This is a genomic window from Neobacillus camarae (genome assembly GCF_054950115.1).
In genome coordinates this window covers 828,630-842,282 of sequence record NZ_JBUCKX010000002.1, presented here as the reverse complement: position 1 = coordinate 842,282, position 13,653 = coordinate 828,630, and the positions used below count along the sequence as shown (strand labels likewise).

The 13,653-nt window shown below is 46.7% G+C and carries 11 protein-coding genes; 4 read left to right on the top strand and 7 right to left on the bottom strand.

The window, feature by feature from the left end:
• Nucleotides 1–14 precede the first annotated feature (14 nt).
• The 7 genes from ACY8D0_RS11690 to ACY8D0_RS11660 all read right to left on the bottom strand — a co-directional run bounded on the left by ACY8D0_RS11690 (nt 15) and on the right by ACY8D0_RS11660 (nt 7,730).
• Nucleotides 15–1,181 (bottom strand): anhydro-N-acetylmuramic acid kinase, encoded by a 1,167-nt coding sequence (locus ACY8D0_RS11690; protein WP_462410679.1) that lies wholly within the window; start codon nt 1,179–1,181, stop codon nt 15–17.
• Nucleotides 1,182–1,276: 95 nt separating this feature from the next.
• Entirely contained in the window at nt 1,277–2,872 is a 1,596-nt protein-coding gene (gene nagZ, locus ACY8D0_RS11685) for a beta-N-acetylhexosaminidase (RefSeq protein ID WP_462410678.1), read from the bottom strand.
• Nucleotides 2,873–2,888: 16 nt separating this feature from the next.
• Nucleotides 2,889–3,605: a PIG-L deacetylase family protein gene (locus ACY8D0_RS11680; protein ID WP_462410677.1), complete on the bottom strand. Its 717-nt coding sequence runs from the start codon at nt 3,603–3,605 to the stop codon at nt 2,889–2,891.
• 17 nt (nt 3,606–3,622) lie between these two features.
• Entirely contained in the window at nt 3,623–4,672 is a 1,050-nt protein-coding gene (locus ACY8D0_RS11675) for a serine hydrolase domain-containing protein (RefSeq protein WP_462410676.1), read from the bottom strand.
• A gap of 5 nt (nt 4,673–4,677) precedes the next feature.
• Nucleotides 4,678–5,592, bottom strand: a complete 915-nt coding sequence (gene murQ, locus ACY8D0_RS11670; protein ID WP_462410675.1) for an N-acetylmuramic acid 6-phosphate etherase — start codon at nt 5,590–5,592, stop codon at nt 4,678–4,680.
• Nucleotides 5,593–5,655: 63 nt separating this feature from the next.
• Complete coding sequence (locus tag ACY8D0_RS11665) at nt 5,656–6,609, bottom strand: GNAT family N-acetyltransferase (RefSeq protein ID WP_462410674.1); 954 nt, start codon at nt 6,607–6,609, stop codon at nt 5,656–5,658.
• 131 nt (nt 6,610–6,740) lie between these two features.
• A complete protein-coding gene (locus tag ACY8D0_RS11660; RefSeq protein WP_462410673.1) occupies nt 6,741–7,730 on the bottom strand; it encodes an N-acetylglucosamine kinase in 990 nt (329 codons plus the stop codon).
• Between the two features lie 288 nt (nt 7,731–8,018).
• Between ACY8D0_RS11660 and ACY8D0_RS11655 the strand changes: the two genes are divergently transcribed.
• From ACY8D0_RS11655 to ACY8D0_RS11640, 4 genes are all read left to right on the top strand, one after another.
• On the top strand, nt 8,019–9,821 hold the full coding sequence (locus ACY8D0_RS11655) for a SpoIID/LytB domain-containing protein (RefSeq protein ID WP_462410672.1): 1,803 nt from the start codon (nt 8,019–8,021) through the stop codon (nt 9,819–9,821).
• Nucleotides 9,822–10,133: 312 nt separating this feature from the next.
• On the top strand, nt 10,134–11,546 hold the full coding sequence (glcD, locus tag ACY8D0_RS11650; protein WP_462410671.1) for a glycolate oxidase subunit GlcD: 1,413 nt from the start codon (nt 10,134–10,136) through the stop codon (nt 11,544–11,546).
• A complete protein-coding gene (locus tag ACY8D0_RS11645; RefSeq protein WP_462410670.1) occupies nt 11,543–12,895 on the top strand; it encodes a (Fe-S)-binding protein in 1,353 nt (450 codons plus the stop codon). The genes glcD and ACY8D0_RS11645 overlap by 4 nt, the downstream gene beginning before the upstream one ends.
• A 171-nt stretch (nt 12,896–13,066) precedes the next feature.
• Nucleotides 13,067–13,570 (top strand): DUF5381 family protein, encoded by a 504-nt coding sequence (locus ACY8D0_RS11640; protein ID WP_462410669.1) that lies wholly within the window; start codon nt 13,067–13,069, stop codon nt 13,568–13,570.
• Nucleotides 13,571–13,653 lie beyond the last annotated feature (83 nt).

The window sequence follows — 13,653 nt, the reverse complement described above, 5'->3', positions numbered from 1 at the left end:
TTCAATCGCCGCAATTACCAAGCGATTTTTCCCATGATGACTTCATTTTTTGCCCCTGTAGCCGCCGGCAGATTGTTGAACCGTTTCATCAAACACTGGTAACCCAACAGGGCGAATACAACGGCTTCTTTCGCGTCACCTGAGATACCGAGGTCGTCGGTGCTTCCAATCGTTACGGTTCCAGGCAAATGGCTTTTTAAGCTGTTCATTAACGTACGGTTATGCCATCCGCCGCCGCTGACAAACACTTCTTTTATTTGATGGCTGTCTATTAATCTTGAAATATCGGAAGCAATTGTCCACGCCGTCAATTCCGTGATGGTAGCCAGTTTATCGGCGGCTGAAAGATGGCTTGACTCTTCCCATAGTTTCTTGGCGTACTCGATGCCAAACAATTCCCTGCCAGTGCTTTTCGGCGCTGTTTGTTTATAATAATCATGTGATAGCAGTTCGGCGAGCCATGGTTCATCGACTTGCCCGCTTGCTGCCATCGAGCCATTTTCGTCATAGGACTGTTTTCCATTTGTAGCCCAGCCGGCAAAGGCATCGATAATCATATTCCCAGGCCCGGTATCAAAGGCAAGGACCCTCGCTTCGCTTTGTTCAGGCGGCAGCACCGTGATATTGGCGATTCCGCCAATGTTGACCAATACACGCCCATATTCTGTTTTCCGAAATAGCAGGTGGTCGGCATAAGGCACCAATGGGGCCCCTTGCCCGCCGGCCGCCATGTCCCGTGTTCGGAAATCGCCCACGGTCGTGACGCCGGTCCGCTCGGCAATCATGCCAATGTCGCCGATTTGCAAGGTGGAGGCCACCGGATAGCCGGCGATTTCCACTGCTTCCGGCTGGTGAAAAATCGTTTGTCCATGCGAACTGATGAGATCGATCTCGTCCATCGTCCTGTTCGCTTCGGTCACGACCTGTTGGGCCGCATCCGCAAACAGCTCGCCGAGCAGCATGTTCATCGCCGAAATGTCCTCAATCCGCGCTTGTTTCGGGTCGCATAATTGTAAAATTTGTTCCCGCACCGATTCCGGATAAGGCATGGTGGCAAAATGCAGAAGTTTCAGTTGAATATCCCCTGCATCCTCGGCAATCCTTACCAATGCCGCATCAATTCCGTCCAAAGAAGTCCCTGACATCAGCCCGACAACCAACTTTTGATTTTGTGTCTGCAAGTTTAAAGGCCTCCCTCACACCTGTATAATTTCGACAAAGTCCGGTGTTTCTCCCCCATTATTAGACATTTATGGTGAATTTTCTAAAAATTCTATCACAGGGGAATGGTCACTGGCAACCGGCCTGTCACATTTTCGGACCCGTAAATTGCTTTGGCGGCCATTTTTAGGGCCGGGTATGGAAATTCGTATGTGCATATATAGGCATGAACATCAGGCAAATACGCCAAATCATACGGGCTTCTCGTGGCCACAACGACTACCGGCACGCCAGTTTCGTAAAGTTTTTCCACCAATTTAACTTGAGAATCCCCTGGCTTGGCGGTCAACGTGCCAATGATGATGACATCAAAATCCTTTGCTTTTACCGTTGCGCTATCGATTTCTTCATCTGTTGCCGGATTCGATAGTTCCACCACTTCCGCTTCAGGATCAAACTCCCTGATGGCTTGCCCCAGGTGCATAGACGAGTAGCGTTTATCTTCCACTTGCATGGTGTATTTATTTTCCGAATACACCACCAGTACCTTTTGCCCGCCAATGGGATCTAGTGGCAAGAGATGGTTGTTTTTAACAACGGTCACACCCTGCTGATAGATCTTTTCTGCCAATTGACCATGCTCCTCGCAGCCAACGACTGCCGGAACAGTCGCCTCTTGATCAAGGTTCAGTTCATCCCAATGAATATATTTATCTTTTAATCTTTGAACTCGGCCTGCCGCGGCATCTATCGTCGATTCGTCGATTTCTCCCGCTTCTACCGCCGCAGCAATTTTATCGATGGTGTCTTTCTGCAAATGATGCAGATGGGATACCATGACCAAATCGGCACCCGCTTTAATCGCGGCCACCCCGCCGGCGGCTGTTCCGATCGTATTGGCGATCGCATTCATTTCCATGCAATCGGTTGTTACCACACCATCGAAGCCAAGCTGTTCGCGGAGAAGGCCCGTGATGACCTTTTTCGAAAGAGTCGCCGGCACGCCAGGCGTATCCTCGATAGCCGGAAAATACACATGGGCGGACATGACCGTATCGGCACCTGCTTCGATGCTTTCGATGAAAGGCCTTAGCTCGATTTCCTGAAGCCTCTCCAACCCATGGGAAATGACGGGAAGATCGAGGTGCGAGTCCACATTGGTGTCCCCATGTCCCGGGAAGTGTTTCAAGGTAGTGATAACCCCGGCGTCCTGCATCCCCTTCATGGCCATTTTGCCAAATAGACTGACCATTTCGGCCGACTCGCCAAACGACCGGACCCCAATGACCGGATTTTCAGGGTTATTATTCACATCGAGCACGGGCGCCAAGTTCCAATTGATGCCCAGCGCTTTTAGCTCTTTTCCGGTAGCCACTCCTACCTGATAGGCATTTTCTGGCTGGCCGGTCGCCCCGAGCAGCATAGCCCCAGGGAAGATCGTCGTTCCCTCGCCAAGCCGCCGGACTACCCCATTTTCCTGGTCGATGCAAATGAGGAGCGGCCTTTCGTGACCTGCCAGCTTGGCCTCCCTTTGAAGTTCATTAGTCAAATTTAAAATTTCTTGGGGTGTCCCGATGTTCCGTCCGAACAGGATAATCCCCCCGACATGATGCTCTCTGATTAATTCCTTTATTTCTTCGGAAGCTGTTGTTCCTTTAAATCCTATGACCAACAGCTGGCCTGCCTTTTTACGCAATTCACTGCTATTCAAGATTTGGCTCCCCCTTTTACAGATCAAACCCTGGAATGCTTGGTCCTCTTCTGATATTCGCTCCTGTAGGAAACTTCAATGTTTGGGCATAGGTGGTCCGGTTCAGGCAGCCCCGCATGGTTCCAAGTGCCTTATAATAATCGTAATAACGGAAATCCTTTGAATTCATGATGAACCAATATTGGGATAATGCCTCAAGGTACGTATCGAATTCATCGGTCACATCCACATAGATATCGGGGATATAACCTTCCATGTCCTCCCAATTCTCGCTATGGAACATTCTGGTCAAAGAATGCGGCGGCAGCCCCTCGAGATCAAAGCCTGGCAGGGCACCCTTTAACCACGCGGCTTGAACAATTTTTGGACAAAGGGCATGGTCGGGATGCATGCTGTTTTCCCAATGGGTGATGACCACATTCGGCTTTAGCTTCCTGAAGATGGTGGCGACACGGGAAATGGTTTCATCGTCATCCTTTAATTCCGCGTCCTTGTAATCAAGGGTAATGCTTTTCGCGCCCAACACAGAAGCGGCCTTTTCAGCCTCTTTGATCTTTTGTTCGCGATACTCCTCCACACTCAATCCTGCCGGTGTCCCTTTTTCACCGGCCGTTAGATGCAATAACGTTACCTCATGTCCCGCTTTGGCGTATTTGTGGGCGATGGCACCCGCTTGGAGTTCCACGTCGCCGCAATGGGCGCCAACCAGCATAAGGTGAATTTTCTTGGTCATATCGATTTCCCCCTTGGTCAATTGAAATGTGACCGGATGATGTTGTGCAACCTGGGCCGCAAACGAAGAATAGGATCCTGCCTTCCGAAATGGACCCGGTTGGTCAGCAAAATTACATGCAGACGGATTTCAGGGTCAAACCATATGCTCGTTCCGGTAAAGCCTGTATGGCCATAGGACGAACCAGAAAACAAGTCGCCGCAGCTTGAGTTGGCTGGGCTTTTTAATATCCAGCCCAAGCCCCTGAATTCTGGGCTGAAGGAACTATAATTCATTCGGGCAATCCGCAGCGATTGCTTCGATAATAGGCGCTTTCCGTTAAAAACTCCCTCATTTTCAATCACCGAAGCATAATGGGCCAGGTCATGAATCGTCGAAAATAAACCGGCGTGGCCGCTGATGCCGCCCATGCTTTCGGTATTATCATCATGAACAATCCCATGCTTATAACCGTTTAGCTTTTCACTGAATTCTGTCGCGGCAAATCGTTCCCGTTCAAAACGGGGGCGGAAGCCTGTTTCATGCATATCGAGCTTCTCAAACCATTCCCGTTTCACATATTCCTCAAACGGTTCGTCCGTTACCGTTTCAATCAATTTGTAAAGCGTGATGAATCCAAGGTCGCTATAAATCACTTTTTCCCCGATGCCAGCCACAAGCTGGTCCTGATAAATCCGGTCCAATATTTGCTCGGTTGACAGATTCTCACGATAATATTCATAATGGGCGGCAAGGCCTGAAGTGTGGGTCAATAAATGTTTGAGCGTAATCTCCGATTTTCCGTGCTTCCCGAATTCCGGCAAGAAGCGGGCCACCTTGTCGTCAAGATGCCATTTCCCTTCCTCCATTAGCTTGAGAACAACCGGCAGTGTCGCAACGAGTTTGGTTAAGGAAGCCAGATCGAACACCGTATTTGGCCGCATCGGCTCCTTCGCAGGATAAACGGCCCGATAGCCGACCGCTTCTTGCAGCAGGGTTTCCCCTTGATAGGATATATGGATGGCAGCCCCAGGAATGTGTTCCTGGTCGATTTCAGCTTGAAGAAAATCGAGTACATGTTTTTTCATGCAGATTACTTCCCTTCTTTGGCAAGTTCGATTGCCTTTCGGGTAAAACCATCTGCTTGCCCGAGTAGTTCATATGCTTTCTCCACTGAGACCCCGGCTGTCAACATGACAATAGCCGGTTTTACCTTTTGATTGGTTTTCTTAAGGGCTTCCTCCGCTTCCTGATACGGAACACCGGTGATTTCCATGACGATCCGTTTTGCCCTTTCGACTAACTTTAAATTACTCGCATTTAAATCCACCATAAGGTTGTCATATATTTTGCCAAGCTTTATCATCGTGGCGGTGGACAGCATGTTTAATACCATCTTTTGGGCCGTTGCCGACTTTAACCTTGTGGAGCCTGACAACACTTCCGGTCCGACCACCACTTCGATTTTATGGTCAGCATATTGGCTCATTTCTGCATTTGCGTTACAGGAGAGCGAGATGGTGAACGCCCCAAGCTGCCGCGCATACTGCAGGGCCCCGATCACATAAGGGGTTCTTCCGCTTGCGGCAATTCCGACAACCACATCAGATTGTCTGAAGCCTCTGCTTTCCAAATCTTTTGCTCCCTGTTCCTGATTATCTTCTGCCCCCTCAACCGCCGTAAACATGGCTTGTTCACCGCCGGCTATGATTGCCTGCACCAGCTCTGGCGGCGTGCAAAAGGTCGGCGGGCATTCCGCCGCGTCCAGCACTCCGAGCCTCCCGCTAGTACCTGCCCCGACATAAAATAAACGTCCATTGTTTTTCAGCGCCTGATAGATAGCATCAATCGCGGTTCCGATTTGCGGCAATGCCGCTTCCACAGCCGTGGCGACCGTACTGTCTTCTTGATTCATCAGTTCGATCATTTCAAGCGTTGAAAGCTGATCAATATTACGTGACCGTTCATTTCGCTGCTCTGTTGTTAAGCTAGTAATGTTAACATTCACATTCGACACGCCTTTCCAAAGTTACTTAAATAACGGTGAATCTATGATTGCTCTTAGAAAGGATTACAAGTCTTTAAAATATTGTTGATATTCTTTCCATACTTTGAAACCCAACTTGCCATAAAATTCTGTTAATCCTGTCCAATCAATGACGATTTTATTAATCTTTCTTTCTCGCAAAAAGAAAACGGCAGCCTGAACGATGGCTAATCCATATCCGTTTTTCCGTTCCGATCGGTCAATTCCAAGCGGGCCAATCCCTCCCAAGGGTTCCTTAAACAGAGGCGACCAGTACACATTTTGGGCGATAAAAGGGGAATTGGCATCATTGATCCTGCAGAATCCAATCATTTCGCCCGCTTTTTTGAATACGACGAATTCCCGGCCTTTCCCGCCCCGAAGAAAATAGTGATAGGCCTCATATTCCCATCTCCCCGGGAAACATCGGTGCAAGAAAGACAAGAAGGCTTCCTTTTCCTGCTCTTGAAGGAGTGAAATTTGAACGTTCTCAAGCTCCGGCCATGTATTTTTATCATCTGGCTGATAGTGATGGATTAAATCCGATTCTATGCCAGCGGCCAGATAACCTCTTCGTTCAAACCACTTTTTTGTTTCCTTATATTCCAATGGCACACCAGGAAAGTAATGGTATGGGTCACGCCCTAGAAACACCTTCTTGCAGTTGCTTTCCCTGAAGGCAGACTCCGCTTCCCTTAATAAAGCGCTCCCAATGCCTTTACCACGAGAATTAGAACGAACCATTATAGCCTGTATCCAGCCTGTTTCTTCATTTAATTGTATAGGGATTCTCTCTTTAAATCTCTTTGATACAATGAACCCAGCAACTTGCTCATGGTCGTCAATCGCAATTAACGATCCTTGCGGCAAGATGTTGACATCATCAAAGCTGTTTTGTTTAAAAAGTTCCCCTGTCATCGGGAATTGATCGCCAATACTGGAGTTCCACAGATTGACTAACTCTAGTAATCGTTGTACATCCCATGGTATATATCTCATCCATGGCCACTCCTTTATCCCAGCCTGATGGTTCATTTTTTTACGTTTTATTTGATAGTTCCATTATACCAAGATACCAGAAAATTTGAAATAAAAAATCACAAATAATTGAACAGTTTTGTATTTTTATTTCACACGTTCCTCATATTTTCTACGAAGCTTGTTTCGATTGCTTGATTCATGCTGGCCAAACCAGCAATTACAGCACCGCATACAGGAGCAATTTTCGGTTGGATGAAATGAACCTTTATGTTCATTTCTTGCAGTTTTGATTGTATGGCGGGTGTGAGTAAATCTGCCCGATTAAAGACCCCGCCAACCGTGACCACTGGAATCGGCCCAGGATGGTCCTTAAATAGTCTTATGCTTAAACTCCCGATCGATTGAGCTATTTTGCCGCCGGCCTGCTGGATAATTTGTTTGGCTACTTCATCGTTCCGGTCTGCGGCAGTTGAAACATATTGACTGAGCGGCGCGATGGCCAATCTCGATTTCCCTGTTTCATAGAGGAATGGAATCAGCTCAGGCGGTTCCTGAACACGGAAATGCTCAAGGACCATGTTTGTCAGAATGGTTTCGGGACCTCTTCCATCGAATGCCTTAAATAGAGCATTAACGGCAGCCCTTCCCATGTCATAGCCGCTGCCTTCATCATCAACCAAATAGCCCCAGCCGCCTGTCCTTTGCCGTTCGCCGTCCCCGTTCATGCCATAAGTGATGGAGCCGGTCCCGGCGATTTGCACGATTCCCGGGACCCCCAATGTACCCGAGTACAAGGCGTTTACGGCATCGTTATCGACGATAATGTTGACATGGGCGGGAAGATTTTTTGCCAGAAGCTTTTTCATGACCTCCTTTGCCTCAGGCCTGTCAACCCCGGACATTCCAGCAAACACTGTATGCAGCAGAGAAAATACATTTGGGTTCTGGTTTTGTAATGATGCAAATAATGCGGACAGTTCCCTTTCCACAGCCTGTATTTCCACACCATTCTGATTAGTCGGGCCAACGGCCGCACTCGCGTAAACTGTTCCAAATTGGTCAGCGATGACGCCTTTTGTTTTCGTCCCGCCACCATCAATTCCAAGTACATACATGTCAATCAAACTCCTAAAACTCATAAGTTTTTTACACCTTTATTATACATTTTCAAAATATTATTTCAAATAATTTATTAGTTTAATAAAATTAAATTTTAAAATAATGTCAAAAAATAGGAACACTGGGACTATAGGCTCATTGAAACACCATTTCAAATATTCTATATTTAATTTGAAATATTATGTTAGATACTTAACTTTTAGACATCATAGAATGAATATTTTATAGAAAGAGAGGTGTCTTTAGTAACTGGGTATTTTTACCTTTGAAAGCTTCGCCACCAAAAAAGTGAAAGCAGGAGGAATAAAATGCGTATAAAAAGTGCAAGAAAAGTCGTTAGTGCCTGGTCAATCCTTATGATTGTGACAGCTCTCTTTTTTAGTTTCTTCTCCAGCCAATCAACTGTTTCCGCCGCAAAGCCTGAAAGGACTTTTACGGAAAAAATCATGGCAAAAAATGCAGCGGCATCAACCATAGAGCTTGAGTATCAAGGAAATTTAAAGCTTGCTGAAGACTACACCATCCAACAATGGGTAAATGGCAAACAATATCCAAAGTCCCTTGCGGACGTTCGAGTTGGCGCTGAGAATGCGACCATTCAGGTGAATGGCGATCGTGAAATCACCAAAATCACTCTTGATGGGGTTACCCCGGTCGAAAACATGAGAGTCGGAATTATGACAACAAACTTCGGCTCAATGGAGCATGACCAAATTCAATTAAGCTCACCGACTGGTCTTACAATTGTGGACAAGCTTGCAAAACACACTGTTTCGGCAGATGCCAATGAGGTCATCACATTCAAATCTGCTGACGGCACTGTTTCTATCACCAAGGCAGATGGCTCAGAATTATATTCTACAAAAAATAGAATCTACGTTTCTACGGATGAATCTAGTAAGATAAAAGTGGAAAATATTAAGAGAGGCTCAGGAAGTTCTGCTTTTACGCCTGCATATAGAGGCTCTTTTGAGATTACTTCTGTTGCGGGAAATAAGCTGCACTTAATTAACGAGGTTGACTTAGAGCATTACCTTTACCAGGTGGTGCCAAGCGAAATGCCGTCTTCCTTTGGTTTAAATGCTTTAAAAGCACAAGCGGTTGCTGCGAGAACCTATGCATTGGGTGATTACCTCGGTGACCGATTCGCTAAAGACGGTTATTTTGTACTGGATAGTGTCATGAGCCAGGTGTATAACAACTCGGCTGAAAATGCTCTTACCACACAAGCCGTTCAAGAAACAAAAGGTACAATTATGTATGGAAATGATGGCAGCTTAGTAGATGCCAGATACTATTCCACTTCCGGCGGCTTTGGAGCTTCCAGACATCAGGTTTGGTCAGATGCCGATGGCTCTTTCCCTGGAACAGTGGCTCCATATCTTTTGGGCCAAAGCTATACGTTTGATCCAAGCGACTCGTCCAAGATGCTGCAAATTGATACACACAATGAAGAGCAAGTTCTTAATTTTTACAAAAACTTGTCATACAGAGGCTATGATGATACTTCCTTATATTTCAGATGGAAGATTAGTCTCTCCAAACAAGAGCTGGCAAACACAATTAATAAAAACATTGGTGCAAGATATAGCGCTGATCCAAAATTTGTTTTAACCCAAAATGAAGCTGGCGAGTTTGTTAGCCAACCAATACCTGTTGCTGGTATCGGTGAATTCAAAAACATGTACGTAGCAAAGCGCGGTGACGGCGGCAATATTATGGAGCTTGTCATCGAAGGTTCAACAGGCACCTATAAAATTGTGAAAGAATACAATATTCGCTTTACGATTCGCCCTCAAGCAACATTCACTGGCGGACCAGCCGTAATTGTATATCGTGCAAAAGGTGGAAGCACCAACTATACGGATACAGCATTAGTAAACTATTCTATCCTGCCATCAGCCTTCTTCAGCTTTGAGATTAATGACCAAACTGGAATCACTTTCTATGGCGGCGGCAACGGACATGGTGTTGGGATGAGCCAATACGGTGCTTCCCAGCTGGGCTTAGCTGGAGTAAGTTTTGACAAAATCTTAACCTCCTACTATCCGAATATGAATCTAGTAAATGTATCGGTGGTTGGGGCACCAGAACCAAAAGGAAATAACTAGACCGAGTAGTAGTCTAAGCAGGGGTTGCCGATACTGGCCGCCCCTGTTAAAAATGAATGTAATGATTGGTAGATTTTATATACTTTCCAAGCGGATTATAGTTTTTGACTTGATTTGTTCTGTCCTGAGAAACATACGACCATTTATTTGTTCAATATAAAGTGCAACTTTTCATGTACCGGCACTTCTTCCTACACCTATTTTTCAAAAAATTCATAATAAATTTTAAAAATACAGCAGGCATGAACCTGTTTTTTTTATATTATAGATTCATAGAACATAATCTTCTTTGTCAAACAGGAGGAAAACAGGATGCTCTCCAACGAAGTAAAAGAAAAACTCATTAACATTGTAACGGCGGAAAACTTTGCCGATTCCAAGACGGAACGATTGGTCTACTCCTATGACGCCACGCCTAACTTCCAATCAATGCCGGAAGCTGTTGTCAGCCCGCGGAATACGGCGGAAGTCTCCGCAATTGTCAAGGTTTGCAGCGAACATGGAGTACCAATTGTCCCGCGCGGTTCAGGAACCAATCTTTGCGCCGGCACCTGCCCCACTCAAGGCGGGATTGTCCTTCTTTTTAAACATTTGAACCATATCCTCGAAATTGATGAGGAAAATCTAACCGTGACGGTCCAGCCCGGCGTGATTACGCTGGATATGATTAATAGGGTCGAGGAAAAGGGATTGTTCTACCCGCCTGACCCGAGCTCGATGAAAATCTCGACCATTGGCGGCAACATCAACGAAAACTCCGGCGGTTTGCGCGGTCTCAAATATGGGGTAACCCGCGATTATGTGATTGCCCTTGAAGCCGTAATGCCCAATGGCGATATTATCCGGACCGGCGGAAAGCTGGCCAAGGATGTGGCCGGCTATGACTTGACCCGCCTTTTGGTCGGATCGGAAGGGACGCTTGCTATCATTACCGAAGCGATGTTGAAGCTGATTCCGATGCCAGAGACAAGAAAAACAATGCTGGTCCACTATCAAGATCTTGCCGCTGCTGCCAAGTCAGTTTCAAAAATCATTGCCAATAAAATCATTCCGGCCACGCTTGAATTTTTGGACCAGCCGACCTTAAAAGTCGTGGAGGATTTCGCGCGAATCGGCTTGCCAACCGATGTAGAGGCAGTTCTGCTGATTGAGCAGGACGGTCCACTTGAAGTGGTCGAACGGGATATCGAAAAAATTGCGGAAATTTGCCGGCTGGAAAACGCGGTGTCGGTAACGATTGCCGCATCTGAAGCGGAGGCCGATGCATTACGGACGGCAAGGCGCGCCGCTCTTTCCGCCGTCGCCCGATTAAAGCCAACGACCATTCTTGAGGATGCAACCGTTCCAAGATCGGAGATTGCCAATATGGTCAAGGCGATTAATGAGATTACCGAAAAATATCAGCTAACCATTTGCACGTTCGGCCATGCCGGTGACGGCAACCTCCACCCCACTTGTGCCACCGATTCTAGGAATTACGAGGAAATGGAACGGGTCGAAAAAGCATTTGCCGAGATTTTTGAAAAAGCGATTGAATTGGGCGGCACGATTACCGGTGAACACGGGGTTGGCGAGATGAAAGCCCCTTACCTCGAATGGAAGCTGAAAAAAGAAGGAATTGCCGCCATGAAAGCAATAAAGTCGGCATTCGATCCCAACAATATCATGAATCCGGGCAAGGTGTTTGCCAAGGAAACAAGAAAACGCGTGGTGGTAGCAAGATGACGACGGCAACAGAACAAGCCAAAATCCAGGAACAATTCAAAGCCCGGATGGACGAAAATGAACTATTAAACTGCATGCGCTGCGGGTTTTGCCTGCCATCCTGCCCCACCTATATCGAATCAGGCTTCAAGGAATCGCATTCTCCCCGCGGCCGGATTGCCTTAATGAAGGCCGTGGTCGACGAGGTGATCGAACCGGATGAAGACTTTGAGCGGTCCCTTGAGTTGTGCCTCGGCTGCAGGGCCTGTGAGCCGGTGTGCCCGTCTGGTGTGAATTACGGGCATTTGCTCGAGGAAGCCCGCGATATCATCAATCAAAACAAGAAGCATTCTCTGCCAGCGCGGGTAGTCCGGAAAACCGTGTTTCAAGGGTTATTCCCTAACCAAAACCGCATGCGGGCGGTGACGGGCCTGCTAGGGTTTTACCAGCGTTCCGGCCTGCAGACATTCGCCAGAAATATCAGCTTTTTGGGACTGCTGCCAGATCAGCTGGCTGCCATGGAAAAAGTGCTGCCTAAAGTGCCAACCATGAAGGAAATGAAAAATCGGCCGGAACATCTGCCGGCGATTGGCCAGCAAGTGCATCGGGTGGCGTTTTTCAGTGGCTGTTTGATGGATACGATGTTTCTGAAGACCAACGATGCCACCATGAAGCTGCTGCAAATGGCCGGTTGTGAGATTGTCATTCCACCAAATCAAACCTGCTGCGGCGCCTTGCACGGGCACAGCGGTGAGAAAGCAGGCGCCAAGGATCTCGCAAAACGAAACATTCAAGCTTTCGAGGACTTGCAGGTGGATTTTATCATTACGAATGCCGGGGGCTGTGGGGCCTTTTTGGTCGAATATGATCATTTGCTGAAGGACGACCCCCAGTGGAAGGAACGGGCTAAGAGGTTCACGGAAAAAATCAAGGATATTTCGGAGATCTTGGTTAGGGTTGGTTTCCATGAAAAGGTGAAATTGGAGCTCCCGCAACAGGTGATTACCTATCAGGATTCCTGCCACCTGAAAAATGTGATGAAAACGGAGTCCGCCCCAAGGACTTTGCTCCAATCAATCCAAGGCGTAGAATACAAGGAAATGAAAGACGCCGGCCGTTGCTGCGGCTCAGCGGGGATTTACAACATCATTGAATCGGAAAGCTCGATGGTCATGCTGGACTACAAAATGACCCAGGCCAAGGCCACCCAGGCCACCACCATTGTCACCGCCAATCCCGGCTGCCTGCTACAAATGCAACTTGGCATCGAAAAAGAAGGACTGAGCTCCAAAATGCGGGGCGTCCATATCGTCGATCTATTAATTGAGGCAGTGAAGCTAAAGGATGAAGCTCCTGCTTCAAGGACATGATGAACAAGTTTACAGAACCACCCGGCTTTCAACGCCTTGGGTGGTTTATTAATTTCTAGGACTTTTCTCCGGAATCAAATAGGATAATAGAAGGATATACGATTTGGTATATTGCTGTTAGATATTTATTTGACTATAATTTGGTAATTACGAAAGAAATGGATTATAGATATGACAAATAATATTAAAGTGACAAACGGTAAAGTAGAAGTTGTCTACTTAAAATTTTGGGCCGGCTGTATGGTTTCTGGTATTGGTCTTATGACACTTGCTTCGCTTTTCATTCTATTTTATATTGTACCTCATTCAAGTATCTCACGAGCCATCGCCGGCATCCCCATTGGTATTTTTGGGGGTTTATTTTTTGCCACAAAATTATTTCAACTTTTATCAGCCATTTTACATGGCAAGGTGCTATTGACGGTTGAAAACGGCTACCTTGAGAGCAGAAAAAAACGAGTAGCCTTTCATGAGATAAAAGATATCTACTGGACCGGACTTTCATTCAAGATATTAATTGTCCGAACCCTCCATAATAAAAGGATTAAATTCAATACATATAACTTAGTAAACGAGGATGCCATCGACTATGTCATTGAAACCTATGTTATTCCTCATGCTGCACCAGAATTAAAGAACAATTGGGAGAAACGGAAACAAAAGCAGAGTGCGTGAAGCAGGGGAAGGTTCTTCTACTACAAAATGAGGTTCAGCGACGGTTCTAGTAGCCTTTTTGGCCACAAGAACCGTCTCAATTT

Bases quoted from the DNA above. Each gene is read 5' to 3' on its own strand.
- ACY8D0_RS11680 (WP_462410677.1), bottom strand. From the start codon at position 3,605: ATGACCAAGAAAATTCACCTTATGCTGGTTGGCGCCCATTGCGGCGAC.
- ACY8D0_RS11675 (WP_462410676.1), bottom strand. From the start codon at position 4,672: ATGAAAAAACATGTACTCGATTTTCTTCAAGCTGAAATCGACCAGGAA.
- ACY8D0_RS11665 (WP_462410674.1), bottom strand. From the start codon at position 6,609: ATGAGATATATACCATGGGATGTACAACGATTACTAGAGTTAGTCAAT.
- ACY8D0_RS11660 (WP_462410673.1), bottom strand. From the start codon at position 7,730: ATGAGTTTTAGGAGTTTGATTGACATGTATGTACTTGGAATTGATGGT.
- ACY8D0_RS11655 (WP_462410672.1), top strand. From the start codon at position 8,019: ATGCGTATAAAAAGTGCAAGAAAAGTCGTTAGTGCCTGGTCAATCCTT.
- glcD (WP_462410671.1), top strand. From the start codon at position 10,134: ATGCTCTCCAACGAAGTAAAAGAAAAACTCATTAACATTGTAACGGCG.
- ACY8D0_RS11645 (WP_462410670.1), top strand. From the start codon at position 11,543: ATGACGACGGCAACAGAACAAGCCAAAATCCAGGAACAATTCAAAGCC.
- ACY8D0_RS11640 (WP_462410669.1), top strand. From the start codon at position 13,067: ATGACAAATAATATTAAAGTGACAAACGGTAAAGTAGAAGTTGTCTAC.